28 protein-coding genes and 1 tRNA gene are annotated in these 26746 nt (G+C 64.2%); 11 read left to right on the forward strand and 18 right to left on the reverse strand.

Annotated elements, in window-relative coordinates; genetic code table 11:
- Positions 1 to 66: 66 nt before the first annotated feature.
- The 4 genes from IVB26_RS32015 to fliI form a co-directional block, all read right to left on the reverse strand.
- Positions 67 to 1116 (reverse strand): anti-sigma factor, encoded by a 1050-nt coding sequence (locus IVB26_RS32015; RefSeq protein ID WP_247969003.1) that lies wholly within the window; start codon positions 1114 to 1116, stop codon positions 67 to 69.
- A 36-nt stretch (positions 1117 to 1152) separates the two neighbouring features.
- A complete protein-coding gene (locus tag IVB26_RS32020; RefSeq protein ID WP_247969004.1) occupies positions 1153 to 1698 on the reverse strand; it encodes a sigma-70 family RNA polymerase sigma factor in 546 nt (181 codons plus the stop codon).
- Positions 1699 to 1875: 177 nt separating this feature from the next.
- Positions 1876 to 2295 carry a flagellar export protein FliJ gene (gene fliJ / locus IVB26_RS32025; protein WP_008138882.1) on the reverse strand — a complete coding sequence of 140 codons (420 nt, stop codon included), beginning with the start codon at positions 2293 to 2295 and terminating at the stop codon, positions 1876 to 1878.
- A 121-nt stretch (positions 2296 to 2416) separates the two neighbouring features.
- Positions 2417 to 3742, reverse strand: a complete 1326-nt coding sequence (fliI, locus tag IVB26_RS32030; RefSeq protein WP_247969005.1) for a flagellar protein export ATPase FliI — start codon at positions 3740 to 3742, stop codon at positions 2417 to 2419.
- Between the two features lie 417 nt (positions 3743 to 4159).
- On the opposite strand from fliI, the gene ctrA reads away from it, so the two are divergent.
- The 4 genes from ctrA (at position 4160) to IVB26_RS32050 (ending at position 7221) form a co-directional block, all read left to right on the forward strand.
- The gene (gene ctrA / locus IVB26_RS32035; protein WP_008138878.1) at positions 4160 to 4861 is read left to right on the forward strand and encodes a response regulator transcription factor CtrA; all 702 of its coding nucleotides are present in this window, start codon (positions 4160 to 4162) and stop codon (positions 4859 to 4861) included.
- Between the two features lie 308 nt (positions 4862 to 5169).
- On the forward strand, positions 5170 to 5574 hold the full coding sequence (locus tag IVB26_RS32040; RefSeq protein ID WP_247969006.1) for a DUF350 domain-containing protein: 405 nt from the start codon (positions 5170 to 5172) through the stop codon (positions 5572 to 5574).
- Between the two features lie 2 nt (positions 5575 to 5576).
- The gene (locus IVB26_RS32045; RefSeq protein ID WP_247969007.1) at positions 5577 to 5975 is read left to right on the forward strand and encodes a hypothetical protein; all 399 of its coding nucleotides are present in this window, start codon (positions 5577 to 5579) and stop codon (positions 5973 to 5975) included.
- An 85-nt stretch (positions 5976 to 6060) separates the two neighbouring features.
- Entirely contained in the window at positions 6061 to 7221 is a 1161-nt protein-coding gene (locus IVB26_RS32050) for a glutathionylspermidine synthase family protein (protein ID WP_247969008.1), read from the forward strand.
- 155 nt (positions 7222 to 7376) lie between these two features.
- On the opposite strand, the gene IVB26_RS32055 is transcribed toward IVB26_RS32050, so the two are convergent.
- The 6 genes from IVB26_RS32055 to chpT all read right to left on the reverse strand — a co-directional run bounded on the left by IVB26_RS32055 (position 7377) and on the right by chpT (position 14115).
- Positions 7377 to 8249, reverse strand: coding sequence for a CheR family methyltransferase (locus tag IVB26_RS32055; RefSeq protein ID WP_247969009.1), 873 nt, complete (start codon positions 8247 to 8249; stop codon positions 7377 to 7379).
- A complete protein-coding gene (locus IVB26_RS32060; RefSeq protein WP_247969010.1) occupies positions 8246 to 9442 on the reverse strand; it encodes a protein-glutamate methylesterase/protein-glutamine glutaminase in 1197 nt (398 codons plus the stop codon). The genes IVB26_RS32055 and IVB26_RS32060 overlap by 4 nt, the downstream gene beginning before the upstream one ends.
- Positions 9443 to 9517: 75 nt before the next feature.
- Entirely contained in the window at positions 9518 to 9883 is a 366-nt protein-coding gene (locus IVB26_RS32065; RefSeq protein ID WP_007600538.1) for a response regulator, read from the reverse strand.
- Between the two features lie 73 nt (positions 9884 to 9956).
- Positions 9957 to 10427 carry a chemotaxis protein CheW gene (locus IVB26_RS32070; protein WP_247969011.1) on the reverse strand — a complete coding sequence of 157 codons (471 nt, stop codon included), beginning with the start codon at positions 10425 to 10427 and terminating at the stop codon, positions 9957 to 9959.
- Between the two features lie 27 nt (positions 10428 to 10454).
- Complete coding sequence (locus IVB26_RS32075; RefSeq protein WP_247969012.1) at positions 10455 to 13265, reverse strand: hybrid sensor histidine kinase/response regulator; 2811 nt, start codon at positions 13263 to 13265, stop codon at positions 10455 to 10457.
- A gap of 196 nt (positions 13266 to 13461) precedes the next feature.
- Positions 13462 to 14115 carry a histidine phosphotransferase ChpT gene (gene chpT, locus IVB26_RS32080; RefSeq protein WP_247969013.1) on the reverse strand — a complete coding sequence of 218 codons (654 nt, stop codon included), beginning with the start codon at positions 14113 to 14115 and terminating at the stop codon, positions 13462 to 13464.
- Positions 14116 to 14303: 188 nt separating this feature from the next.
- Here chpT and cysQ point away from each other — a divergent pair, with 188 nt between their 5' ends.
- The gene (gene cysQ, locus IVB26_RS32085) at positions 14304 to 15122 is read left to right on the forward strand and encodes a 3'(2'),5'-bisphosphate nucleotidase CysQ (protein ID WP_247969014.1); all 819 of its coding nucleotides are present in this window, start codon (positions 14304 to 14306) and stop codon (positions 15120 to 15122) included.
- Between the two features lie 12 nt (positions 15123 to 15134).
- Here the strand turns inward: cysQ and IVB26_RS32090 are convergent, their stop codons facing one another.
- Positions 15135 to 15620 (reverse strand): YHS domain-containing (seleno)protein, encoded by a 486-nt coding sequence (locus IVB26_RS32090; protein WP_247969015.1) that lies wholly within the window; start codon positions 15618 to 15620, stop codon positions 15135 to 15137.
- 139 nt (positions 15621 to 15759) lie between these two features.
- Between IVB26_RS32090 and IVB26_RS32095 the strand changes: the two genes are divergently transcribed.
- From IVB26_RS32095 to IVB26_RS32105, 3 genes are all read left to right on the forward strand, one after another.
- The gene (locus IVB26_RS32095; protein WP_212088922.1) at positions 15760 to 16365 is read left to right on the forward strand and encodes a DUF1134 domain-containing protein; all 606 of its coding nucleotides are present in this window, start codon (positions 15760 to 15762) and stop codon (positions 16363 to 16365) included.
- Between the two features lie 121 nt (positions 16366 to 16486).
- Positions 16487 to 17782: a coiled-coil domain-containing protein gene (locus IVB26_RS32100; protein ID WP_247969016.1), complete on the forward strand. Its 1296-nt coding sequence runs from the start codon at positions 16487 to 16489 to the stop codon at positions 17780 to 17782.
- 160 nt (positions 17783 to 17942) lie between these two features.
- Positions 17943 to 18017, forward strand: a tRNA-Val gene (locus tag IVB26_RS32105).
- Between the two features lie 278 nt (positions 18018 to 18295).
- Here the strand turns inward: IVB26_RS32105 and IVB26_RS32110 are convergent.
- Positions 18296 to 19069 (reverse strand): outer membrane protein, encoded by a 774-nt coding sequence (locus IVB26_RS32110; RefSeq protein WP_247969017.1) that lies wholly within the window; start codon positions 19067 to 19069, stop codon positions 18296 to 18298.
- A 142-nt stretch (positions 19070 to 19211) separates the two neighbouring features.
- On the opposite strand from IVB26_RS32110, the gene IVB26_RS32115 reads away from it, so the two are divergent.
- Positions 19212 to 19985: an SDR family NAD(P)-dependent oxidoreductase gene (locus IVB26_RS32115; protein WP_247969018.1), complete on the forward strand. Its 774-nt coding sequence runs from the start codon at positions 19212 to 19214 to the stop codon at positions 19983 to 19985.
- A 21-nt stretch (positions 19986 to 20006) separates the two neighbouring features.
- On the opposite strand, the gene IVB26_RS32120 is transcribed toward IVB26_RS32115, so the two are convergent.
- The 4 genes from IVB26_RS32120 to IVB26_RS32135 form a co-directional block, all read right to left on the reverse strand.
- Positions 20007 to 20684: a hypothetical protein gene (locus IVB26_RS32120; protein WP_247969019.1), complete on the reverse strand. Its 678-nt coding sequence runs from the start codon at positions 20682 to 20684 to the stop codon at positions 20007 to 20009.
- 130 nt (positions 20685 to 20814) lie between these two features.
- Entirely contained in the window at positions 20815 to 21297 is a 483-nt protein-coding gene (greA, locus tag IVB26_RS32125) for a transcription elongation factor GreA (RefSeq protein ID WP_247969020.1), read from the reverse strand.
- 68 nt (positions 21298 to 21365) lie between these two features.
- On the reverse strand, positions 21366 to 21851 hold the full coding sequence (locus IVB26_RS32130) for a hypothetical protein (RefSeq protein ID WP_247969021.1): 486 nt from the start codon (positions 21849 to 21851) through the stop codon (positions 21366 to 21368).
- Between the two features lie 152 nt (positions 21852 to 22003).
- Positions 22004 to 22339 (reverse strand): hypothetical protein, encoded by a 336-nt coding sequence (locus IVB26_RS32135; protein WP_247969022.1) that lies wholly within the window; start codon positions 22337 to 22339, stop codon positions 22004 to 22006.
- Positions 22340 to 22599: 260 nt separating this feature from the next.
- Between IVB26_RS32135 and IVB26_RS32140 the strand changes: the two genes are divergently transcribed.
- Together IVB26_RS32140 and IVB26_RS32145 are read left to right on the forward strand one after the other, a co-directional pair.
- Positions 22600 to 22833, forward strand: a complete 234-nt coding sequence (locus IVB26_RS32140; protein ID WP_247326189.1) for a DUF3551 domain-containing protein — start codon at positions 22600 to 22602, stop codon at positions 22831 to 22833.
- 270 nt (positions 22834 to 23103) lie between these two features.
- Positions 23104 to 23943 carry an ABC transporter substrate-binding protein gene (locus IVB26_RS32145; RefSeq protein WP_247969023.1) on the forward strand — a complete coding sequence of 280 codons (840 nt, stop codon included), beginning with the start codon at positions 23104 to 23106 and terminating at the stop codon, positions 23941 to 23943.
- Between the two features lie 145 nt (positions 23944 to 24088).
- Here the strand turns inward: IVB26_RS32145 and IVB26_RS32150 are convergent, their stop codons facing one another.
- Both IVB26_RS32150 and IVB26_RS32155 read right to left on the reverse strand, forming a co-directional pair.
- A complete protein-coding gene (locus IVB26_RS32150; RefSeq protein ID WP_247969024.1) occupies positions 24089 to 24970 on the reverse strand; it encodes an ABC transporter substrate-binding protein in 882 nt (293 codons plus the stop codon).
- Positions 24971 to 26227: 1257 nt separating this feature from the next.
- Complete coding sequence (locus IVB26_RS32155; RefSeq protein ID WP_247969025.1) at positions 26228 to 26746, reverse strand: hypothetical protein; 519 nt, start codon at positions 26744 to 26746, stop codon at positions 26228 to 26230.

Below are 26746 nucleotides of genomic sequence, written 5' to 3' on the forward strand. Positions count from 1 at the left end.
CGAGCGAAGCGACATGCGGGGCCGGCGGCCCCGGATTACGCTTTCGCTCCATCCGGGCTACGGCACCTATTTTTTGGCGGGCGCCTGGGGCTGGGACTGCGGCACGGTCTCGATCAGCTTGCCGGAAAACACCGGGGACGAGGTCGGCTGGCCGCTCGGCGAGCCGCCGGCCTGCTCGACGGTGATGGCGTAGGTCGCGCCGTTGACGACCTCGGCATCATAGGAGGCCAGCAGCGGCCGCGCGGTGAAATCGCCGGCGTTGATCACGCCGAGCGAGCGCGGGCGCGGCAGCTTGTCGGAGATCAGCCAGAGCTCGAAACTCTTGCCGGGCTCCGGCGTCGCGCCGACCTTGCGCACCGTGAAATTCCGCGTCGCGCCGTCGATGGTGAGGATGAAGGCGGGGCCGCCACCCTGGCCCTGCAACAGCGCGACATATTGCGCCGAAGCGGCGAGCGGCGCGGCCGGCGTCTTCACTTCCACCGTCTGGATACGCGGCGCGGGACGCAAGGCCCCCGGCAGCGCATCGGGCAGGAAGAGCTGAAGCGACAGCGTGACGAGCAGCGCGGCCGCAAGCGCGCCGACGGCGGATGCGATCGAACGCCAGCGTTTCACGCGGCCCTCGAGACGAATCACATTGCCGTCGTCGACGATTGGCACTTGCGACGTCCGGACGACCTCGGGATCGGGTGCGTGGACCTGCGGCATGAAGACCGGCGCGATATCAGCAATCGCATCGGCCCCAGAGCGCATCGGCTCGGGCTGCCCTGCTTCGGGAGGCTGCGGCTGCGGTTGCGGTGGCTGCTCCGACGTCGCTTCCGGCGGCGCAGTTTCGATCGGCGGGATGGGTGGCGGCGCGATGTCGGCCAGAACAGGCGGCTGCTGCGCAAGCGCCGTACGCGCGATCTCGGACCTGATGTTCTCCCACACGATCGGACGCGGCTCGACCGAACCGACCATCTGGTTGAGCGCGCCGAGCCGGAAGGCCCAGGCCTGCACGACAGCGGCGAACGCCTCGTCCACCGCCATCATGGTCTCGACCTGCGCGCGCTCATCGGCATCGAGGGTGCCGAGCGCATATTCCGCGGCGAGCGCGATATGGTCCTCCGTGTAAGCCATCAATTGCAGTCCAGAACCATCCTCATCATCAAGCCATCACAATCCCAGGCATTCCCGGATATCCAACATGCTGCGCCGGAGCCACGTCTTCACGGTGTTGACGGGAGCGGCGAATTTCTCCGCCAATTGCTCACGGCTCCAGCCGTTGTAATAGGCGAGAAGCACGAGCCGCTGACGGTCCGGCTCGAGCCGGCCGACGCATTCCAACAGCCGCTTCAACTCTTCGGTCATCTCCCGGCGCGCCAGCGGGTCGGGGCTGTCGGCCGCCACCTCCATCGCCTGAGGCTCTTCCTCGATGGAGACTTCCGACTTCTTGCGCACAATGTCGATCGCACGGTTGCGCGCGATCGAGGCCATCCACGTGATCGGCGACGACAGCCCCGGATCAAACCGGCCGGCGCTGTTCCAGATCTTGACGTAGGTCTCCTGAATGACCTCCTCTGCGAGATCCTGTCGGCGCAAGATACGGAGCACGACGCCATAGAGTTTCGCGCGCGTGGCGGCGTAGAGGCGCTCGAACGCGCCCTGATCGCCCTTTGCCACCGCCTCAATCAACCCGACCAGCTCTGCTGGCGTCAGCATTCCGCCCCCCCAAACAGGCCCTCGCGTTCCGCGCAAGCCCTGGCACCGCACCACCATAGCGCGCGGCAAAGCCGACCACCAAGGGGTGCGGTGCCACACTGTGGACAGCACATACGAAAAACCCGGACCTTGCGGTCCGGGCCTGGCAAATTCCAACGCGATCTGGCTGCTAGCGGCTCAGGCGACCGCGCCGATGCGGGCGCGCATCAGGCCGATGCTGTCGAGGTCGGCCTGCTCGCGGGCATTCTCTTCGGCGCGTTCGCGGGCCTGGTCGCGCTCGTCGAGCAGCTCGACCTTCTTCAGCTCCTCGAAGGCCTCGGCCAGCGCGGCCTTGGCTTCGTCGAGCTGGCCCTTGAGCTCGTCGGCCGAGCGAGTCAGGTTCTCGCGGCGCTGGATGGCAGCCTTGGCATAGGTCGGATAGGCAAAGTGCGAGGGATCGTTGATCCCGGCACGCTCCTGCTCGGTCGTGATCTCGCGCTCAAGATCGGTCGACATCCGCTGGAAGTCGGCGATCATGGTCTCGATCTGGGTGACCCGGCGGCGCTTTTCGTCGACCTGAAACTTCTTCAGGCGAATGAGGGTATCTCGTGACTTCATCGACTCGTACTCCCCAGAAGTCCCCCCGCTGCACGTGGGACGATACCGGTCACCCCACGGGCCCGATGGGGGCCCAGACCGGCTCTGCTACTCTGTGGGATGGGATGATGACGGGACAAAGTTAGCGTTCCGTTTCCAAATTGCCGAGGATTTGCGCCAACTGGCGGTAGCCGTCCGCCAGTGATGCATTTTCGTCCTTGCGCTGGCGTAGGAAGGCCTCCAGTGGCTCGTGCAGCCGGATCGCCTCGTCGACTTCGGGGCTGGAGCCGGCCCGGTAGGCGCCGAGACGGATCAATTCCTCCATGTCGGCATAGGTCGCCATCACCGCCCGCGCCTTCTGGATGACGGGCCAGAATTGCGGATCGGCCGATTTCGGCATGGTGCGGGAGACGGATTTGAGGATGTTGATCGCGGGATAGCGGCCGCGCTCGGCGATCGAGCGCTGCATCACGATGTGGCCGTCCAGGATGCCGCGGACCGCATCCGCGATCGGTTCGTTATGGTCGTCGCCGTCGACCAGCACCGTGAAGATCGCGGTGATGGCGCCCTCCCCGAGACCCGGGCCGGCCCGCTCCAACAGTTTCGGCAGCTCGGTGAAGACGGTCGGCGTGTAGCCCTTGGCGGTCGGCGGCTCGCCGGCGGACAGGCCGATCTCGCGCTGGGCCATGGCAAAACGCGTCACCGAGTCCATCAGGCAGAGCACGTCCTTGTCCTCGTCGCGAAAATATTCGGCGACCGCCAGCGTCAGATACGCCGCCTGGCGGCGCATCAGCGCCGGCTCGTCGGAGGTCGCGACCACCACGACCGAACGCGCCAGGCCCTCCTCGCCGAGGTCGTCCTGCAAAAATTCCTGCACCTCGCGGCCGCGTTCGCCGATCAGCCCGATGACGCTGACCGCGGCATCGACGTTGCGCGCCAGCATCGACAGCAGCACCGATTTGCCGACGCCGGACCCTGCGAAGATGCCCATGCGCTGGCCGCGGCAGCAGGTGAGAAAGGTGTTCATCGCGCGCACGCCGAGATCGAGCGGGCTGCCTACGCGCTTGCGCGAATGCGCCGGCGGCGGCGTATTGCGGAACGGCATCGGCGAGGACCCTTGCGGCAATGGCCCCTTGCCGTCGATCGGCTCGCCCAGCGCATTGACGACGCGGCCGAGCCAGGATGCTGACGGCCGCACTTGATTGGCGGCATTGGCGATGACGGCCTTGCAGCCGCGGCGCACGCCGTCGAGGCCGGCGAACGGCATCACGACAGCATTGTTGCCGGAGAAGCCGATCACCTCGCAGGGAATAGAACGGTTCGCGCCGGTCTCGATCACCAGCCGCGCGCCGACCGACATCGCGTGAATAGGTCCTGCCACCTCGACCATCAGGCCGCGGACGCCGACCACGCGGCCGTAAATATTGACGCCGTCGATGTCGCCGATCTGTTCGGCCAAAGCCTTCATCGGAGGGCCTTCATTAAGGTGCGCGCCTTGGACATCCGGGACTTCACGGTGAAAACCTTAAGTTTCGCCATATTTCTGAACGGAGCTTAACTTCGTGTTTACCCGCATCATTAATCATTGCGTCACTGTCTTTGTGACTGAGCGTGACTCCCCTTCAGAAGAAGGCTGAGTCGCGGGAGTCGGTTAGGCCCGTCTCTTAAAGTGGAACTTGAACGGAGCTGGGTGACGAAAGCTGCTTCTCGCGCAAGACCTTAGGGCGATTCGACAAAAATTGCACCGGGGGGGACTTGCGTTCCAGAATCAGAGTTTGTTAACCATCTGTTGTCAGGATCCGAATCAGTTGTTCAAAGGCGTTTTGTTGAGTGCCGCGAATGCGGCCGACCTGACGCCCAGGAGCGGCGACTATGGGGAACTGGCATGCGCGTTTTGCTGATTGAAGATGACAGCGCCGTCGCGCAGTCGATCGAGCTGATGTTGAAGTCTGAGAGCTTCAACGTCTACACGACCGATTTGGGGGAAGAAGGCGTCGATCTCGGTAAATTATACGATTACGACATTATCCTTCTCGACCTCAACCTGCCCGACATGTCCGGCTACGACGTGCTCAAGCAGCTTCGGGTCTCCAAGATCAAGACACCGATCCTGATCCTCTCCGGCCTCGCCGGCATCGAGGACAAGGTCAAGGGTCTCGGCGTCGGCGCCGACGACTACATGACCAAGCCCTTCCACAAGGACGAGCTGGTGGCCCGCATCCACGCGATCGTGCGCCGCTCCAAGGGCCATGCCCAGTCGGTCATCCAGACCGGCGACCTCGTCGTCAACCTCGACACCAAGACGGTGGAAGTCGGCGGCCAGCGCGTGCATCTGACCGGCAAGGAATATCAGATGCTGGAGCTGCTCTCGCTCCGCAAGGGCACGACCCTCACCAAGGAAATGTTCCTCAACCACCTCTATGGCGGCATGGACGAGCCCGAGCTGAAGATCATCGACGTCTTCATCTGCAAACTCCGCAAGAAGCTGGCCAACGCCTCCGAGGGCCGCAACTTCATCGAGACCGTGTGGGGCCGCGGCTACGTGCTGCGCGAGCCGCACGAGCACGAAGAGCGCATTCCCGCCTGATCTCCTGGGTTTACGTCGCAAGCCCCCTTCGGGCTTGCTCCTCCCAGCCTGGACCCCGCCGCAAATGGCGGGGTTTTGTTTTTTGGGATGTCTTCTCCCTCTCCCGCTTGCGGGAGAGGGCCGGGGAGAGGGTTTCTCCACACCGGGACAATCCCTGTGTGGAGTGAACCCCCACCCGGCGCTTCGCGCCGACCTCCCCCGCAAGCGGGAGAGGTGCACCACCATCGCGGCTACGGCCTCCTCTCTCTTAACGTTTGAACCGGTATCCTTCCCCCGCCGACGAATGGTCGCTGCACGATGGGGGAACGATGATCCTGCAATCACTTGCCGGCCTGCCCGCCTTCCTGGTCTATTTCTGCACCGGGCTGATCGCGATCGTGGCGTATCTGTTCGTCTACACCCGCATCACCGCGCATAACGAGTTCCAGCTGATCCGCGACAACGAGCCGGCCGCGGCGATCGCGCTCGGGCTGAGCCTGCTCGGCTTCGTGGCGCCGCTGGTCAGCGCGATCGCACATTCGGCCAATGTGCTGGACTGCCTGATCTGGGCGACGATCGCGCTGGTCGTGCAGATCATCGTGTTCTTCCTCGTGAAGGTCCCGGTGCCGAACCTGTCGGCGCGGATCTCTGCCGGCGAGCTTGCCCCGGCGATCTGGCTTGGCCTGTCCTCGCTCGCCGCGGGCCTGCTCAACGCCGCCTGCATGATCTACTGACCATGACCGAGGAGCGCCCCAGCAAGGATTTCGGCAAGCGCCGGCTACGTCTGCCACAGCCACTGCCGCTACCGGCGAAGGAGCCAGTCAAGCGCTCCGGCCATGTCGCGCTGCTGGTGATGGGCACGCTCGCGGTCGGCACCACCGCCTACACGATGATGCCGGGGAGTTGCGAGCCGCCTCCGCCCGGAACCGAAGCCTCGGCCCTGTCGAGCACCGCGTGCGGCAGCAAGAGCAGTTCCTCCAGCAGCGGCAGCTCGCGCTGGTCGTCGCGTTCGAGCTTCTTCAGCAGCGATTCCTCGAGCCATTCCTCATCGGGAACGTCGTCCGATTCCGGCCACAGCAGCGTCAGCCGCGGCGGCTTCGGCTCGTTCGGCCATGGTTTTTCGGGCGGCGGCTAGCGCATGATCCGGAAAAGTGGCCACCGGTTTTCCCTCGCGACAAACGCGGAACGCGTTTGCGCGGAGATCATGCGCAGGAATTAACATGCAGCGCATTACCTGCCTGGAGCGCGACGACTGGCGAGAGACCGCGGCGCAATGCGGCTTTGTCTTCCACACCATCGACGGCGAACGCTATTGGGACGAGCGCGCCTATTACGGCTTCACGCTCGACGAGATCGAGCGCGGTATCGAGACGCCGACCGGCGAGATCGAGGCGATGTGCCTGGAGCTTGCCGGCCGCGTCATCGGCGACGAGCGGCACCTGCGCCGCTTGCAGATTCCGGAAGCGTTCTGGAGCCTGATCGCCGAGAGCTGGAAGCGCGACGACCGCAGCCTCTATGGCCGGCTCGATCTCAGTTACGACGGCAAGGGTCCGGCCAAGCTGCTCGAATACAACGCGGATACGCCGACCTCGCTGTTCGAGGCTGCCGTCTTCCAATGGACCTGGCTCGAACAGGCGATCGAACGCCGCGTCATCCCCTCGCGTGCCGATCAGTTCAACTCCATCCACGAGCGGCTGATCGCGGCATGGAAGGAGATCGCTGGCGGTCGCCACCTCCATCTCACTGGCAGCACCGGCAATCAGGAAGACGCCGGCACGCTCGCTTATCTCGAAGACACCGCACGCCAGGCCGGGCTCTCGACCAGGCTGCTCGACATCGAACAGGTCGGCTGGCGCGATGAGCCTGGCTGCTTCGTCGATCTCGACGATGGCGATATCACGCTGGCCTTCAAGCTCTATCCCTGGGAATGGATGTTCCACGACGCCTTCGGTGCCAAGCTGAAGGACGCGCCGACGCGCTGGATCGAGCCGCCGTGGAAGGCGGTGCTGTCCAACAAAGGCATTTTGCCGCTGCTCTGGGAGATGTTTCCGAACCATCCCCATCTGCTGCCGGCCTTCTTCGAGGACGATCCGCGCGCCGCGGAGCTTCGAACGTCCTATGTCCGCAAGCCGCTGCTGTCGCGCGAAGGCGCCAATGTCACGATCGTGTCCGGCGGCATGGCGCTCGACGAGCAAGCAGGCCCTTACGGCGCCGAAGGCTTTGTGCGGCAGGCTCTAGCACCGCTGCCGAATTTTTCCGGCTTCTATCCGGTGATCGGAAGCTGGTTGGTAAACCACGAACCGTGCGGATTGTCGATCCGCGAGGACGAAAGCCCGATCACGGGCAACCGCTCGCGGTTTCTGCCGCATGCGATTTTGTAGTTGTCATTCCGGAGCGCGACAAAGTCGCGAGCCCGGAATCCATAACCACAGGCCGACGAAAGGGACCGGCTCTCTCAACTTGCCTGTTACGATGGCCTGTGGTTATGGATTCCGGGCTCGGCGCTCACGCGCCGCCCCGGAATGACGGCAAGAACTCACCGCGCCGCTGCGATCTTCAACGACGGCGGCATCAATCCGCCCATCGCCCGCCCGGAGCGCGCGGGGTTGAGCTGGTAGAGACCGCGGCGATCCGCGATGGGGCGGAACGCATCGGTGATGCCGACGACGGATTCGGCAGCACCAAGCAGCAGCGTGCCGTCGGCCTCCAGGCCCTTGGCCATCCGCTCGAAGATCACCGCCTTGGTGTCCTGGTCGAAATAGATCAGCACGTTGCGGCAGAAGATCACGTCGAAGGTGCCGAGATGGGAGAAGTCCTGCAACAGATTGAGCTGGCGGAACTGCACCATCGCGCGAATGTCGGCATTGAGCTGCCAGACTTCGCCGACCTGCGAGAAATACTTCATCAGGTGCTGGATCGGCAGGCCGCGCTGCACCTCGAACTGGCTGTAGATTCCCGCCTTCGACTTCTCCAGCACCTCTTGCGACAGATCGGTGGCGACGATCTCGATGCGCCAACCGGCGAGGGCCGCGCCCATCTCCTTCACGCACATCGCGATCGAATAGGGCTCCTGCCCGGTCGAGGACGCCGCCGACCAGATGCGCAAGCTCTTGCGCGCCGCGCGCGCCTTGATCAGCCCCGGCAGGATGGTGTCGCGCAAATGATCGAACGGGATCTTGTCGCGGTAGAAGAAGGTCTCGTTGGTGGTCATCGCTTCGACCACGTCGGTCGCAAGCCGGCCGTCGCCGTTCCGGATCTTCAGCACGAGATCGGGAATGCCTGATAGACTCGCCTTGCGGGCGAGCGGCAGCAGTCGGCTTTCGACCAGATATTGCTTCTCGGGGGACAGATCGAGGCCGGAGCGCTCTTTCAGGAACTTGCGCAGATAGTCGTAGTCGGTGGGCGTCACGAGCGGTCTCCCGCAAACAGGCGGTTGACCTTGGCGCCGATCTGGTTGAGCGGCAGGATCGCCGCGCAGATGCCGGCATTGGCCGCCGCGCCCGGCATGCCCCAGACCACGCTGGAGGCTTCGTCCTGCGCGATGACGCTGCCGCCGGCGGCAACGATGTCCTTGCCGCCGCGCATGCCGTCCGAGCCCATGCCCGTCAGGATCACGGAGAGGATGCTGCCATGCCAGATGTCGATGGCGGAGGTGAAGAGCGGATCGACCGCGGGCTTGCAGAAATTGACGGCGGGGCCGTCGTCGAGCGCGATCACGGTGTCAGCGCCGCTGCGTGCGACGCGCATGTGCTTGCCGCCCGGCGCGAGATAAATCCGTCCCGGCTTCACCGGCTCGCCGTCGACCGCCTCGGCCGCGGGCTTGCGGCTCGAACGCGCGAGGTGCTCGGCGAGAATGGTGGTGAAGGTCGGCGGCATGTGCTGGGTGATCAGCACCGGGACGCGGTCGATCACCGGGCCGAGCTCAGTGACGAGCGCCATCAGCGCCTGCGGCCCGCCGGTCGAGGAGCCGATCAGCAGCACCTTGGGTGCCTGCGTCGAGAACGGGCGCGTAACGAGCGCTCCCGACGACGGTGCGTGCAGGGCGGGAGCCGGAGCGGGCGCGGCGGGCCGCGCAATCGGGCCGCGCGGGGCCGGAGCCGGGCTCGCAGGCGCCAGAGGGGGACTTGCAACCGCGTGCTTTCGGCGCAGCCGCGCGCCGAGATGGCGGATCTTCTGGATCAAATCGTGATGAAAGATATCCGCAGCCGACGCCTCGCGCGTCGATTCCGGCTTTGGAATATAGTCGGCCGCGCCGAGCGACAGCGCCTTGAAGCTGATCTCCGCGTTGCGGCGGGTCAGCGTCGAGGCCATGATGATGACCAGGTCGCGCTTCTTCGCCAGGAGCTGCGGCAGCGCCGAGATGCCGTCGAGCTCGGGCATTTCGATGTCGAGCACGGCAACGTCAGGATTGATGCGTTCGATCTGGTTGACCGCTTCGAGCCCGGTGCGTAGCGAAGCCGCGACTTCCATGTCGTGCTCGGCGCCGATCCAGCGCGAGATCAGACCGCGGATGACGACGGAGTCGTCGACGACCATCACCCGCAGCGGCCCCACTTCGCGCGAGCCGGTCGTGGCCGAATTACCTGCGAACGCAACACTCATTACTCACCAACTCAGACTGAAAGGATACAGTTGAAAACAGGCGCCGAAGGATCCGTTCGGCCTCCGGCCGGTCGCTTAGATAAGGCCGACTTCCTGGAATTTCGCCGTCACGATGTCCTTGTCGAACGGCTTCATGATGTACTCGTTGGCGCCGGCATGCAGCGCGCGCGCGATGTGCGCGACGTCGTTCTCGGTGGTGCAGAACACGACCTTGGGCTGGTCGCCGCCGGGCATGCGCCTGAGATGGCCGAGGAACTCGTAGCCGTCCATCACCGGCATGTTCCAGTCGAGCAGCACCGCATCGGGCAAGCCGCGCTTGCAGGCTTCCAGCGCCTTCTCACCGTCCTCGGCTTCGAGGATCTGGAAGTCGAGGCCCTCCAGGATCCGGCGCGCAACCTTGCGGATGACGCTGGAATCATCAACGACGAGACAAGTTCGCATCTGAACCTCTGCTTCCTCCCCCTTTGCGGGGGGCACTTCCAATTGCTGGCACGTCGGCGGCAAGGCCGCCGTATCAGGCCGCCATTTCGGGCGCGAGCTCGAGGACGCGATCGACGTCGAGGACGACCATGAGCTGTCCTTCGAGGCGGTGGACGCCGCCGGCGAGCTTGGCCATGCGGGGGTCGAGGTTGACGGGGTTCTCTTCCATGCCGGCTTCGGGCAGGCGCAGTACCTCGCCGATCTGGTCGATCAGCAGGCCATAGGATTCGCCGCGCAGGTCGACGCCGACCGCCATCGGCACCTTGCCGTCCTCAGGCTGCGGCAGGCCGAGCCGAGCGCGCATGTCGACCACGGTGACGATGCGGCCGCGCAGGTTCAACACGCCGGCGATCTCGCGCGAGGACAGCGGCACGCGGGTGACGCGCTCAGGCATGAACACGTCCTGGACGCGGGAGATCGGCAGGCCGAACAGCTGGCCGCCGATCATCGCGGTGACGTATTCGACCATGGCGCCTTCGCTGGACTGGGTCTTCTTGCTGGTCATAGGTATCTCCTGATCCCTGTCCTGCTCTTAGGCCGCTGCCCGGCTCAGCTCGGAGGCGCCGGCGGCGCCCGCGGTCTGTTCCTTCAGCGCCGCGATCAGACCGGGACGGTCGAACTTGGCGACGTAGTCGTGGAAGCCGGCCTGACGGCCGCGCTCGATCGCCGCCGGCGACACCAGGGCGGACAGCCCGATGATCGGCATCGAGCCCAGATTGTTGTCGGAGCGGATCACCTCGGCGAACTCGAACCCGTTCATGTCGGGCATCTCGATGTCGGTCAGGACCACGTCGAAGCTCTGGGCGCGCAAGGCAGCGAGGCCCTCCTGCGCGGTCGGCGCGGTGCGGACGCGGTAGCCGGCCGCCTTGAGCACCGGGGCCAGCATGTTGCGGAAGAACGCGCTGTCGTCGACCAGCAGCACCGACTGCGAATGCATCGACGGCTTCATCTCCTTGCGGGTGAACCAGTCGGCGAACGCCATCGGCAGGAAGTGGCCGACGTCGATCACCTCGGTGGCCTGGCCCTTGATCACGGCCGAGCCCAGAATGCCCTGGCTGGAGCCGCCGACCTCGATATTGAGCCGTTCCTCGACGATGTCGATGATCTCGTCGACGACGAGGCCCATGGAGCGGCCGTCATCGGCGAACACCAGGATCGGCTGGGCGCCCTGGCTGGCGATGGTGACGCCTTCCATGGCGACGAGCGGCATCAGCTGCTCGCGGTACTGCACCATGTAGCGGCCGTTCGAGAACTCGATCTTGTCGGCGGGCAGCTCTTCGAGGCGCGTGACCAGCCCGAGCGGGACCGCCTTGGGCTGCGACGAGCCGGCGCGGAACACGAGCAGCGAGGTGGTCTGCTCGCCCGAGCCGATGTGATGGGCGCCGTTCTCGTCGCCCATGTCATGGGCCGAGGAGCCGGCGGCGCCGAGCGCTTTCGCAATGCCGTTGGGGTCGATGATCATGATGACCGCGCCATCGCCCAGGATGGTGTTGCCGGAGAACATGTCGATGTGACGGAGCTTGGTCGACATCGGCTTGACCACGATTTCTTCGGTGTGGAACACGCCGTCGACGACGATGCCGAAGGTCTGGCTGCCGACTTGCGTGACCACGATAAAACCGTTCTCGGGATCGGAGGCCGCGCCGTCGTCGATCTTGAGCAGCTTCTTGAGGTGGATCAGCGGCAGCAGCTTGTTGCGCAACCTGAGCACCGCGGTGTCCTTGATGCGCTCGATGCGGTGCTCGGAGTTGGCGCGGGCACGCACCAGCTCGACCACCGAGAGCTGCGGGATCGCGAAGCGGTCACCGGCGGCTTCCACGATCAGCGCGGAGACGATGGCCAGGGTCAGCGGGATCTTGATGGTGACCGAAGATCCTTCGCCGGCCACGCTCTTGATGTCGATTGTGCCGCCGATCTGGTCGATATTGGTGCGGACCACGTCCATGCCGACGCCGCGGCCGGAGACCGAGGTGATGGCGGCCGCGGTCGAGAAGCCCGGCGCGAAGATGAACTTGTGGATCTGGGCTTCGCTCATCTTCTCGAGCTCGGCCTCGGTGACGAGACCTGAGGAGATCGCCTTGGCCTTGATCTTCTCGGTGTTGAGGCCACGGCCGTTGTCGGCGATGCAGATGATGATGTGGCCGCCCTCGTGATAGGCGGAGAGGCGAATGGTGCCCTGCTCGCCCTTGCCGCTGGCAAGACGCTCGGCGGGGGTCTCCAGGCCATGATCGGCGGAGTTGCGCACCATGTGGGTGAGCGGGTCCTTGATCAGATCGAGCACCTGCCGGTCGAGCTCGGTGTCGGCGCCGTGCATCTCCAATTCGATCTGCTTGCCGAGTTCGCTGGAGAGATCGCGGACGATGCGGGGCAGCTTCTGCCAGGCATTGCCGATCGGCTGCATGCGCGTCTTCATGACGCCTTCCTGCAGCTCGGCGGTGACGTTGGACAGGCGCTGCAACGGCACCTTGAACTCGGTGTCCTCGTTGCGGCGGGAGATCTCCAGGAGCTGGTTGCGGGTCAGCACCAGCTCGGAGACCATGGTCATCAAATGCTCCAGCGTATCCACGTTGACGCGGATCGACTGGTTGGCGATGCGGTCGCCTTCGCCGACAGCCTCGTCGGCCATCGACTTCTTGACCGCGGGCTTCTCCTTGGCGGGTTTTGCGGCTTCCTTGGCAGCAGGTGCCGGGGCTTCAGCCGCCGCCGCGGGCTCGGCTTTAGCAACAGGCGCAGGCACCGGCGCTTCGATCGCGGTCTCGCGGAAGGCGCGCTCGAGCTCGTCGAGCGAGACTTCGCCCGGACGCAGCGGACGCTCCAGGGTCTGGTCGATCAGCGAGCCGGTTGTCATGTTTGCCGGCGCAGGCGCGGCAGCTACAGGTGCTTCCGGCACCAGCGGCGGGGCTTCGGTCACGGGAGCAGCAGCCGCACCCGCCGGCATCGGCTGCGCCGAGCCTGACATTGCCGCCATGCCCTGCTCGACCATCGCCTCCAGCTTGTCGATGAGGTCGCGGTCGTTACCCTCAGGCTCGGCTTCCGTCGCTTCGAGGCCGGCCAAAATCTCCTTGATGCGGTCGATCGAGGACAGGATCACCGTCACCGCCTGCCCGGTCACCGGCATGCCGTCACGGAATTTGCCCATCAGCGTCTCGCCGGCATGTGCCAGCGCTTCGAGCCGCGGCAGGCCGAGGAAGCCGCAGGTGCCCTTGATGGTGTGGACCAGGCGGAAGATGTTATCCAAGATCTTGGCGTTGTTCGGCTCCTGTTCGAACTTCACCAGCTGGTTGTCCACGGTGTCCAGGCTCTCGCTGGTCTCCGTCAAAAACTCCCGCAACAGATCATCCATGAAAACAGGCCTTCATACAGGAAGGGCGCGCACGAGGTGTGATGCGCCATTTCGGAATGGGGCCAGCTTCACCGCAAAGCGTTTAATATTGGTTGAGTATGTGCAAAAGAACGGAACCAACAAAGAGATAAGGCGCTCCGGACAAGCCGAAGCGCCTCGTAAAGATTCGCTTAAGAGGCTGAGCGCGACGCGCCGTTTACGAAGCGGTAACGGTGATGGCTTCGCCTTCCGGCGCAAGCTTGACGGTAAGCCCGCAGGCCTGTGCCAACAGCCGCGTGTAATAAGGCTGGATCGCGTGAGCATCCGCGGCAGGGCCGCGCTCGCCGCTCAGGAGTTCGGAGATGTTCTGCGGCAGGCGCGCGTTATGGCCGGTCGCGGTGATGCGAAAGCTCATCGTCTCGCCCTCGCCGATCGGGTCGATCGTCAGCATGCCGCCGCGCGGGATCGTGTGCTGGGCGACGACCAGCATGTTGAGCAGCAGCTTCACGCGGTTCTTCGGCATCAGGAGCCGTGGCAGATTCCAGGTGATCGAGCACTTGCCGTCCTCGATGTGGCCCTTCGCCATGGTCTGGGCATCGCCGAGATCGATCTGTGCGCCGGAGGAGCCGGCCGCACCGAAGGCGAGACGGCAGAACTGGAGCCGGGCCGAGGCGGTCTTGGCGCTCTTGCGAATCAGGTCGAGCGCGAACTCGCGGTCTTCGGGCTTGGGATCGTCATCGAGCACCTCGAGCCCGTTGACGATGGCACCGACGGGGCTGATGAGATCGTGGCAGACCCGCGAGCACAAGAGCGCAGCGAGTTCGAGCATATCGGGAGCAGTAGCGGTCGCGGGTGACGAGGCGTCAGACATATAAAGGGGTCCTGGAGGGTTCCTGGAATTGCACGGCGCTGGACGCCGCGAATCACGCATGCTTGACGGATGCTGCGGGTTCTAACATTCGCCAGCCCGCGGCAGCTAGCTTGCGATCACGGCGAGGCGGTCATAAGCACGGGCGAATCAGTCGAGAGGAACGAATTGCCGATGATTGAGGCATCCAGGTGAAGCGGATCATCGACGGCGCGGCCGCATTCGGCCTGATGGAGCCGCTGACGGCGCTGGTGGTGAAGGCGGGCGAGGCGATCCTCAGGGTCAACCGCGCGGCGATGCGGGTCGACGGCAAGCAGGACGGCTCGCCGGTGACCGAGGCGGACCTTGCCGCCGACCGCATCATCGCGGAGGGCCTGGCCCAGCTCGCAGGCGACGTCCCGACGCTCTCGGAAGAGCGGACCCACCTCGCCTCCCCGCCATTCGAGGGCAGCTTCTTCCTGATCGATCCGCTCGACGGCACCAAGGAGTTCGTCGCCGGTCGGGACGAGTTCACCGTCAACCTCGCCCTCGTGACATCGGGCGTCCCGCTGCTGGGCATCGTCAGCGCGCCTGCGCTCGGCGTGCTGTGGCGCGGCATCGTCGGCCGCGGCGCCGAGCGCATGGGATTTGACGGCATGACCGTGGGAACGGCCGAGCCGATCCACACCCGCAAGCTGCCGGCACGGGGACAGCCCTGGATCGCGGCGGTGAGCCGCTCGCACGGCGATCCCAGGAGCGAGGCGTTCATCGACAACAGGCCCAATGCGGTCAGACGGACGGTCGGCTCGGCCGTGAAATTCGGCCGGATCGCTGAAGGCAGCGCCGATATCTACCCCCGCTTCGGGCCCACCTGTGAATGGGACGTCGGTGCCGGCTCGGCGGTGGTGACGGCGGCCGGCGGCAGGGTGACCGACGGCAAAGGCGGCGAGCTCAAATTCGGCCAGCGCAGCGACACCGGCTTCATCATCCCGGAGTTCATCGCCTGGGGCGACCCACAGGCAGAACCCTGAGGCGGTAGGCTACTACTGACTGAGCTGTTCCCAGAGCGCCGGCCAGCGCTTGCCCACCTCATAGAGGTACCGCTCGGGGTCGGCGGCGAAGGCGTCACGATTGGTTTCCCGGCTGAACAGGTACAGCCGCTGCGCCACGATCGCGAAGAAACGGGGATTGCCGGCGACGGTGACGCCGCGGGCGATATCGGCGGGATCGTAGCCGCCGAATTGCGGGCCATAGATTTCGGGATGGGCCAGGAAGGAGGCGCGGTTGCCCTCGTTGCGGAAGCGCCAGACCGCGCCCCAGAGGTTCGCCTCGAACTCGGCCGTCCCCTGCACCGCTCTCTCGTCCACGAAATAAGCGACGGGATCGAAGCCCTCGATGGCAACGCCGGTGAAGCGATTGACGACGACCCGCTCGGTGGTGGCCGCCTCGGCCGGCAACCCCGAGCCGGCGATCAATATGCCCGAGAGCAGGCAGACGAGGAGGCCGATCAAGGCAATTCCGGGGCGCAAAGGGCTATCTTCCTGCCGTTGTGCCGTCATAGTTGCTGCGGATAACATCCGAGTCGAGGGGACATCCGGCGCAACCTAGAGCCGCGCCTGTTGGCGTCAGGTTAAGGAAGCGACCGGTTTCGGTACCAGGGGTTCTTTTATGACTTTCGCATCACGCCTTGCTGCGCTCGCGCTCGTCGCGATGGTGGGCTGGATCGTGCCGGCCTCCGCCCAGCAGGCGCCGCCGCCCAATTTGCCGCCGCCGCAGCGGACCCCGACGCCCAGCACCTACGGGCCGGACGAGCTCGTCGGCGCCGGCCACCGTTTCTTCGGCAACGTCTCGCGCGGGCTCGCCTCGATCATCGAGAAGGCGATCAGCCAATGGGGTCTGCCCAACGGCTATATCCTGGGCGAGGAAGGTTCCGGCGCCTTCGTCGCCGGCCTGCGCTACGGCGAAGGTACGCTCTACACCAAGAACGCCGGGGATCTGCGGGTCTACTGGCAGGGCCCCTCGCTCGGCTTCGACTGGGGCGGCGACGGCGCGCGCACCATGACGCTGGTCTACAATCTGCCCGCCACCAACGCGATCTACCAGCGCTTCGCCGGCCTCGACGGCTCGGCCTACATCATCGGCGGCTTCGGCATGACCGCGCTCACCGCCAACAACATCGTGCTGGTGCCGATCCGCTCCGGGCTCGGCCTGCGGCTGGGCGCCAATATCGGCTATCTCAAATACACGCCGCGTGCGACCTGGAACCCGTTCTAGCGCTTTCCTTCTCCCGCCTGCTTACGGATCAAGGTTAACGACAGGCCGGGGCTGGCTTTTTGCGGGCCCGCCATGGCATGGTCGTTGGTGAATTTTTCCTTAAGCTTGGGAGTTCTGCCCCATGGTCGAACCGATCATGTACCTGGCGATCGGTTTCCTGCTCTCGATGTTGTTCGGGCTCGCGATCGTGCCGCTGGTGCATAACCGCGCCGTGCGCCTGACCACGCGCCGGCTCGAGGCCGCAACGCCGCTGTCGATGGCGGAGATCCAGGCCGACAAGGACCAGCTCCGCGCCGAATTCGCCATGTCGGCGCGGCGGCTCGAGATGAGCGTCGAGCAGCTCAAGAACAAGACCACGAGCCAGCTCGCCGAGCTCGGCAAGAAGAGCGACGCCATCAACCGCATGAAGATCGAGCTCGGCGAGAAGAACGCCACGATCTTCGCGCTCGAGGCGCGCGAGAAGGCGGTGAAGGAGCAGCTCCGCGCCACCGAGGAGGAATTCAACACCAAGACCGAAGCCCTGCGCGCCGCCGAGAATGCACTGACCGACAAGCAGGGCGAACTGGCCAAGATCAATTCCGAACTGTCCGACCGCTCGATGATGGCGGAGAGCCGCCAGGTCGAGCTGGTCGCCGTGCGCACGCAGATCGAGGAATTGAAGAACCGCGTCGGCGATGCCGAGAAGGAGTTCGCGGCAACGCAGGCGCGGCTTGCACAGGAGCGGCTGGAATCGGAGACCGCCTCACGCGAGCTCGGCGATGCCCGCGGCCGCGTCGAGAATCTGAGCCAGCGCGTCACCGAGCTCGATCGCCAGCTGATCGGACAGGTGAAGGAAGCCGAGATGCTGTCCGGCCGCGTCGCCGACCTCGAAGGCCGCCTCGCCACGCAAGGCAAGCTGCTCGCCGAGCGCGACTATGAGAACAACCAGCTGCGCCAGGCCAACGAGGCCAACGAGCGCACCGTCAAGGAGCTGCGCGTCGAGATCGCGGGCTTGAGCGGCGGCAAATCGTCGGCGGCCATGGAAGCGCTGCGCGCCGAAAAGACCGGGTTGGAGGAGCAGCTCCGCACCGCCCGCGACGAGCGCACAAAGCTCCAGCGCGACATCAACGCGATCCAGCAGCAGGCCGAGAGCTCCTGGGCGACCGAGCGCATGGAGAACGCCCTGCTGCGCGAGCGCATCAACGACATCGCCGCCGAGGTGGCAAAACTCGCGATGCAGCTCGAAGGGCCCAACTCGCCGATCGAGGCGCTGCTCGCGGCCGAGGCCGGCCAGCCGTCGAAGCCGGCGCCGCGCCCGGCCAACGACGCCGCAACCAATGGCGCAGCCGCCAGCCTGCCCGAGGGCGGCGGAACGCTGGCCGAACGCATCCGGGCGCTGCAGGCCCACGCCTCCCGCGCCCGCCAGCAGGGCGCGTAAGCGGCCAAAAATCCGGCTTCCGTCGCCAATTGCGTGAGGGGGCCAAGGTTTTCCGGCCCCGCGGCGCCTGGAAACTTGACACCTCAAGCCCGCACTTCTAAATCGCGGGCTCCAATGCACCGGCCGGCCGACAAGGTCCGGCCGTCTGCATGATGGTCCCGGGCGCATAGCTCAGCGGGAGAGCGTTCCCTTCACACGGGAGAGGTCCAAGGTTCGATCCCTTGTGCGCCCACCACGCTTCGCCAAAAGGCTTCGCGTGGCGCAGCCACGCCCAATGATGGCGAAGCGTGTCCGGCGTAGCTCGAAGAGCGTAGACGGACTGGGTCATCTTGCTTCCGCTCCGTCAAAATGTCGAAAACAACCCCATGCACAGTAGCCGACGTCAGTCGGATCAATGGGTTACGGCTTCACCGAATCCGCGAGTTTGCGCGGTCGGGCAAAACACCGGCGCGATGGCATCTCGGCAGAAAGCAGCCGGCGGGCTAGAAGCTCCGCACGGCAGCGTCACCCGCCCTAGTATCTGGCGATGATGGGACCGCCAAAGCGGTAGTTCAACCGCACGAGGCCAATGTCGACGTCCTGGCCGATGCGCTCCCTGCGGGTGAAGGCGCCGGCAGCCACGCCGCCAAAAGCCCCGGTCGCGGCGAACGTGACATCGCGATGGCCGAGGAAGATGTGGTCGTACTCCACGCCCAGCGACCAGTTCGGAGCCAAGCCGAATTCGAGGCCGGCGCCGATGACACCGCCCCAACGCGTTTCGCTGGCCCGGTCGAACTCGACGCCGGTGACGACGTCGTTGGTCCGATATTTGTCGGCCACCACCGCGCCGCCGCCCTTCACGTACAAGAGGACATTGTTCCAGGCATAGCCAACTTGCCCGGTGATCAGGCCGAACCCTTCGACTTGAGAACGATTGCGAAGACCGGTCGGCGGGAAAAGCACGGTGGTGATATTGTCACCCGTGAAGTCCGCCCAGTTGCCCTGGCCTTCGACGCCGAACACCCAGTTGGCAGACTGCCAACGGAAACCGGCCTGCCCGCCGGCCGTGCCGCCCGTGGCATCGTGGCACCCTTCGGGAACGATGACGCCAAGGCCGGGCGAAATCAGATCCCAGCACTTGCGGCTCGATCCGCCGCCGCCGTTGACGCCGATGTAGAAGCCGCTCCAATCGTAAACGGCAGCGACCATCGGTGGCGCCTTGGTATAGGGACGCGCCGCCAGATCGGCGGCGTTCGCGCTGGTGCAGGCCATCCCGAATGCTGCAACGGACAACAGGAACTTCTTCATCGGCGTCCCCCACGAATCTCATACGAAATGCAATGGCCTGATCTTATCCATTTTCCAGGGTTTGGATGTGATCCACGTGCAACACCTTGAGGCCACTTTGCTGCGGCAAACCCGTTTTGCCACCCAATTCCGGAAGTAGCGCATGGCGACCATCTTCATCACCGGCAGCACCGATGGCCTCGGCCGGGCGGCGGCGCAATCGCTGCTTGATCAAGGACATCGCGTGGTGCTGCACGCGCGCACGGCCGATCGTGCCGACGCGCTCGGCGAGCTGAGGTCGCGTGTCCAGGGCATCGTGGTCGGCGATCTCAAGAGTGCGGCCGAGACGAAGGCTATCGCCGATCAGGTCAATGCGATCGGGCGCATGGATGCGATCATCCACAACGCCGGCGTCTACATGCGGCCCAGCCGCGGCGCGACGCCGGAAGGCCACGCCGAAACGCTCGCCATCAACACGCTTGCGCCATACATGCTGACGGCGCTGATCGAGCGCCCCGGCCGATTGGTGTATCTCAGCAGCGGATTGCACAGGGGTGGAGAGGGTTCGCTTGGCGACCTCGACTGGAGCAAGCGACCCTGGGATTCGGCCAAGGCCTATGCCGAGAGCAAGCTCCACGTGGTCGCGCTCGCCTTCGCGCTGGCGCGGCGCTGGCCCAAGGTGCTGAGCAACGCCGTTGATCCCGGCTGGGTGCGCACGAAGATGGGCGGCGCGGGCGCGCCGGTCGATATCGACACCGGACAGCGGACGCAAACCTGGCTCGCGGTGAGCCAGGAGCCCGCCGCCTTGGTGACGGGGCGCTATTGGCATCATCTCGAACAGCAGCAGCCGGCCAGCGAGGCGACCGACCCGACATTTCAGGACGCGCTCATCGGTCAATTAAGCAAGCTGACGGGCGTTGAGCTGCCGGAGGTGTAGCGCACAATCACGGAGCGGGCTTCACACCGCCCGCTGTGGCCGCCACGCCGTGTAGAGACCGACCAGTGTCCCCATCGCGACCAGCGCAGCGGCGAGCAGCACCTGCAATTCGCCGTCGTCGGTGGGACCGACGGACGACACGAGCCTGGTGACGATGACGAACAGAATGCCCACAGCGGCCGCGGCACCCACACAGAGATAGGCGAGCTCGCGCGTCAGATTGCGGCCGAGAAGTCCGAGCGCCGTGAAATACATCGCGCAGGCGTTGGGATGAACGAACAAGGCAATGCGCGCGTAACGGCCGTAGGCGTCGAACAGCGACTCACAGCGGCTCAGTGCCGCTTTCGAAGCCACCCGCTGCAGGAACGGTCTGAAGAAGCGAGCCTGTCCGTAGCTGAGAACGGCGCCCACGATGATGGCGAGCCACGCCACGGCAAAGACGGAGCCATCCGCGGACTTCGGATTGAGCGCCGCGGACATCAGGATCAGCGCCGTTCCGGGGAAATAGCCGAAATACGGGAAGACCGACTCCAGCAGCACGCAGGCGAACATGAAGGCCGGAAACCACCATGACCCGGCCGCACCCTGGACGAGGGCGTTCAAGTCGAACAGGTTCGTCCTGTACAGGACGAGGTACATGCACATGGCCAGTCCAGCCAGCGCGTAGAACGGCAACGCTCCCGACAGAAACCGTCTCATCCAACCATCAAACTTTGTTTGGCGGAGACGACGGCCTCGCGCTGTTCCGGATCATGCTTTAGGCGAATGGGATTGCTCCTGTCGATAGCGCCCTTTGCCGCGCAATCCTCGGTCCGGCCCTGCGCACGCGCTACGCGATTGCCAGAATCTCGATCTCCTGCGCGCCTGAGCCCGCGACATCGCCGACCGCCTTGCCCATCAGCGACGTCGCCACCGGCGCGACGAACGAGATCGTCCCCGCCTTAGGATCGGCTTCGTCCTCACCAACGATGCGATAGGTCTGCACGCGGCCGTCAGCGCGGCTGAAGGTCACGGTGCTGCCGAAGGCAACGATATCCGTCGACGTCGGATCAGGGACGAGCTGCGCGGTGCGCAGGCGTTCCGTCAGATAGCGGGCGTCGCGCAAGGGCACGGCCGATTGCCGGCGCTTTTCGTTGACGTCCTCGATGGCTTGCGCGGCTTCATAGGCCGCGCGGGCTTCCGCAAGCTGCGTCTGCAACGCCTGCAGGCCTTTTTCCGTCACGAGGTTCGGATGCGGCGAGATCGGGCGATCGGGCAACAGCGTCTCGGACGCGGTCTCGGCGCTTTCTTCCTTGGTAAAGGCGACGCTCAATTTGGAATCCTGTCGAACTGTCTTGGCTGCCAGCGCGGGCGTGTTCCGCCGCCGGTGATCGAGCCAGACTATATCTCAAGTTCGACGAAACGACGGAGCTTGAAGACGATATCAGGCATGGCCTGGCGGAACCGTGTTGCATTCTGGAAATTGGTCGAAAACGGCGCGAAGGTGATCATCGCGTTCCAATGCCGGTAGCCATAGACCGTGACGGAGGCGCCGGTTGCCGGAAAATTCTCCAGCTTGCGCAGCTCACCCAGCACGAGATCGGCGATCGCTTCCGCAGGCAGCAGCTGCCTGCCATCCCGCGTCGTGATAATTTTCGCGGGCTGCTCGACCGGCTCTACGGCCGCCGGCGCAGCGTTGGGCACATCCTCCTGCCCGGTCGACACCACCTCGGCGATGGGCGCCGCAACCGCTTCCGCCCCGTTCAAAGGCACTGTCGGCGGCCCCTCGGCGAGCGGCGGCGGTGCAACACTTTCTGCGCGCTTGTTGCCTCCAAGGATGCTGCTGATCATGGCCACAAGGCCCGCATCCTTCACGTCGTCGCTCATCATTCCCCCCGGGGTTCGGCCCACTCTAGCACTGCTCTCGCAGACCGCCACCGGGGATGTGAGGTCGGAAGCCGCCCGGTCCGGGCCGTCCTTCGATGGCGTGCGCTCGAAGGTGCCGGCGGCGCAACGAAGTCGCGCCGCCATGCGATCGGCTATTGCTTATCGAACGGAATATATTGCTGGTACTGCTTGGGCACCGAGCTGCGATAGCGCGCGGGCACGGTGCCGCTGTCGACTGAGTGATCGATCTCCTGCTGCCGCGTCATCTTTTTCTTCGCCGGCTTCTTCGATGCGTTCTTCTTGGTGTCGGTCGGCTGGCTGGAGCTGTCGGTGGTCGCAGCCGGTGCCGTCGTCGCTGCCGGCGCAGTGCTAGTCGCCGCAGGCGCCGCGGTTCCGCCGGCTGCGGGCGCAGTCTGAGCCGACGCGAGCGGTGTTTGCATGATGAGCGCCAGTGCCGCTGTCGCGGCCAGCAAGTATGACTTTTGCATCAGAACCTCCAAATTTGCCTGACCCGAACCAGGCCAAACCTAGGCCTGCGGCATCGACGCGTGCAAGTCTGTCAACATTAGGTCTGATCCTGCATGAGAACTGTGGCCGAGATCACATTGCTCTCCACCGGCTGCGTCACGATGTACCTCGCCTCGAACGCATCCGGCGTCGCGGCGACCAACACAGCATGACCGTGCGTCAGACAGGCCACGGGAACGCCAAGGCCCGGCGTTCCACCCCCCAATCGACGGAGACTGAAATGCGTCGCACCATTCTCACGCTTGCATCATTCGCAACCTTGATCGCCGCCTCGTTGTCGGCGGCTCCGGCCCAGGCCGCCAGCGACCGATACTGCCTGCAAGGCCGCAGCTGGGGCTATCCCGGCAACTGCCAGTTCGCCAGCTACCAGCAATGCGCGGCGAGCGCCTCCGGCACATCGGCCTATTGCGGCATCAATCCGCGGTACGCGTATTCGCAGCCCTACTCTTACTGATGAAGCGGCGGCGTGCGCGCACGACGCGCGCGCCGCCACAGCCACAGCAAAACAGGCCTGAGCGAAGCGAGAATTGCGTTACCCAATTGGTCGGCGATGTGACAAGCTAGAATGCGGGCACTGGAGCATCGGATGAAACGCAGGCAGCTCCTGACTCTTCTCGTAGGTGCGGCAACTGCCAGGCCGATCCGAAGTTTCGCGCAACAATCAGTCAAGCGACCGGTACTTGGCTTCCTAGTGGCAGGCTCGCAGGCCTCGCACGGAGCATGGGTGACGACCTTCGCGCAACGGCTGTCAGAACTCGGATGGGCAGACGGGCGCAATGTCAGGATCGAGTACAAGTGGGCGGCTGGGGATGTACAGAAGACTGAGGAGTTTGCAGGCGATTTCGTGCGGCAGAAGGTCGATGTAATCGTCACGTCGGCATACGGTGTAGTGGCCGCCAAACAGGCAACGTCTACCATCCCGATTGTATTTGCAGCCTACGGGGATGCCGTAGCCAACGGCTTTGCCGCAAGCCTCTCTCGACCCGGCGGCAACGTGACAGGACTTTCCGTCCAGCCAGGTGAGCTGAGCAGCAAACGTCTCGAACTACTAAGGGAGGCTATTCCGAGCGTTCGGCGTCTCGCTGCATTGGTCAACATCAATTATGCAGGCCTCAAGCAAGAGCTCGCCGGTATGCGGGTCGCATCCGCAAGAATGAACATAGAGCTCAATGTGATCGAGATAGCGACAGCTAACGACATTGAGCCTGCGATGGCCAAATTGTCCGGCCACACCGATGCGCTATATGTTTACAGCGAGCCTCTTACCAACGCCAACAAAAGCCAAATAATTGCGGCGACCGCCTCCGCCAAAATCCCGACCATCTTCGCATTCAGAGAATTCGTCGACGCTGGGGGCTTGCTCTCGTACGGACCGAACTTCAGCGACCTTTTCAGTCGGGCTGCAGAGTATACGGACAAGATCTTGCGCGGAGCAACGCCAGCAGACATGCCTATTCAGCAACCCGTGAAGTTTGACCTGATTATCAACCTCAGGGCGGCCAAGTCGCTGGGTGTTAGCATTTCAGATAGTGTTCTTATGCGCGCCGATGAGGTGCTTGAATGACTGTAACCCGCTCCATTTGTCGACTTGGGATCACAGGCGGACGAACGAAGCTAGATCAGCGATGTCCGTTCTCGCTTTGAAAGCGTAGAAACAGGAAAGCAGCAAGGGCTAATTGCTGCTGTGAGTAATCCCAGCGTACCCGGTCTTATTCAATCACCTCGTCGGCGCGCATCAGGAACGATTCAGGAAGCTTCAGTCCGATCGCTTTCGCCGTTTTGAGGTTGACTGTCAGAAAGAACCGTGTGGGCTGCTCGATCGGCAAATCAGCAGGATTGGCTCCCTTGAAGATCTTGTCGACGAGCGCCGCCGAGCGGCGGAGGAAATCCTTGATGTCGTATCCATAACTGAGAGTCCCTCCGTCGACCACATATTCGCGGTGGCCAAACGTCGTTGGCAGGTTGGCCTTCATCGCGAGCTCCGCAATACGTCTGCGATGCAGGGCGAAGACGGCATCAGTGATGACGACAACGGCCTCGACACGCTGTTGGGCAAAATGAACGAAGGCATTATCGATCTCGTCTGCGTTGCGCGCATCCGCTCGCCATATCTCAATAACGGTTCGTTGAGCCGCCGCCTGAGCCGTTGCCAGCCCCGGTACGGTCGTCGGGCTATCCGGGTTGGCAAGAACGCCGATACGCGCGAGCTTGGGCAGGATCTCCGATAAAAATTCAATCTGCTTGGAAATCGTGCTCTCGTGTGAGGTCGCAAGGCCGGTGACATTGCCACCTGGCCTCGCAAGGCTGGAGACGAAGCCACTACCAACCGGATCGCTCACGTTACTCATGATGATCGGTATAGTGCTCGTTGCGTTCCGCATCGCGGAAATGGCCGCAGGCGTGCCTAAGACGACAACATCGACATTCAAGCGAACCAGCTCGGCGGCAAGTTCGGGAAATCTGTCGTAACGTCCTTCGGCATAGCGGTATTCGACGACGTAGTCGCGCCCCTCAATATAGCCCAAATCGCGCAGCCCCTCGATGAGCCCGACACTGACCCGCGACGATCCGGCCGGCGTCCCTCCGATCAAGTGTCCGACGCGCCAGGGCTTTCGCACACCTCGCTGAGCCCGCACCGGGAGCGGCCAGGCTGCTACCATAGTGGCAATCGCTGCTATGATCTCTCGCCGTCGCATCTCTCGCCCCTAAGCACGGACGAAGCACAATATCGGCTCTGCTAAGCGAGCTGATATAAGGAAGAGATTGGGCTTGGCCCAAGGCCGGAAGGGCGCGGCCCGATGTCTCAGTCGGGTCTGATCCACATTTCGCGATCGTTCATTGAACCTGTCCTATCAGCCCGCTTGTGTTGGCAAGTAGGCAGGACGATGAGCTCCTTTGACCCGATGGCCGCGGCGGTCGATTGGCTGGACGCGACCGCACAGCCAAGATCGAGACGACGAGGGAGCGCTGATTTCATACGTGCAGGAAGGCGTTGTCAGCGCGGCTCTGAGGTTCAATGCCGCTGGTGACATCTCGTCGCACAGCCGCAGCCTTACGCATCAGGTTCCAACCGTCATTTCCATGGTGGCCGCGCCAGCGTGGATTCGAGCTTGCCGATAATTATTGCTTTAGTCGTTTGGCGAATTGCTTCGTCCGGTTCCCGCTCGAGGTTCCGACTGTCTTGCAATACGCTCGGCTGCGCTCACGCGAGTTCGCAAGTCTTCTAACTCTGAGAACTCGGAAAGAAGCCAGTCGAAACGCTGTTTCAGAACAGCCGTGCGATCATCAGCATCCATTGTAGGCCCTACGACACGCAAGAGGACCCCGCCCTATAACCGGGTAAACTGTGCAAGCCGAAAATGCGGTAGCGAGGCTGCAGTTCCTTACTGAACTGTCGCAGGCGCGTAGATGAACGATATCGCGGGAGGCATTGAGGTGGCGGCTGTCTGATATCGAGGCGACGCTTCGTCTGCACCGATTGCGGCACCACGGCGGTGAGGTCAGGCCGAACTTCGATGATCGCCAATGACGGCCCCGGCCGTGGGGGCTTCTGAGGGTGTGGAGGGCCGGGGCCGCTGGAGGTGCTTGGACCTTGGGGAAGGCCAAGCGCCCACAGTCTAGGAAAATTCGGCAATGAGCTCTGTTCGCTTTCGCACATTGGTAGATGGCTCCCTTGCGCAACCGGACAGCTGCAACAAGGAACATGCGGACTTGATTGAAAAAGCTCCGCGCGAATGCGGCGGAGGGCGCTCTCGTAACTGAGCTTCTGCTCTCACGAGCGGTCGAGGCTGTCCGGGTGGAGGGACTTCCGCTTTGTCCTCGAAATCTGACCCGCATGAGGACACGCGCTACTGCGCGGGGCCGAGCCCGATCTCCGCCAGCCGCGTCGCGAACCAGCGCGACTGCGCCTCATCGACGAGCCCGCTGACATAGACCTCCGACATCGTCACCTGGTTCTTGTCCAGCACCAGCAGCACGCCGATCCAGTACGGAAACCAGACATGCACGTCGGTCAGCGCCCGCAGCTTGTGCTGGTCGTGCTCGAGCGGCGTGTGATTGCTGGCCTTGCGGATCTCGACCGTGAGCAGATTGTTCGGGATCTCGCGCTGATGCACGGCGACGTCAGGATAGATCGACTTTCCCAGATGGTCGTCGGTCGAGATGATGGTGCCGTGCGGCAGATGCAGCGTGCGCTCGCCGAGCCGATCGTAGTTGCAGTCGACCGACCAGCCGGAGAACTGCTTCTCCAGATGCACGGCGAAGCGGTGCGTGACCGCGCGCTCGCCGATGTCCTTTTCGAACAGGAAGCCTTCGTGGGCGTAGAAGTCCCGGAGCGCCGCGATCACCTTGTTCAGCTCGGTCTGCAT

The sequence above is a fragment of the Bradyrhizobium sp. 195 genome (assembly GCF_023101665.1).
Lineage (GTDB): Bacteria > Pseudomonadota > Alphaproteobacteria > Rhizobiales > Xanthobacteraceae > Bradyrhizobium.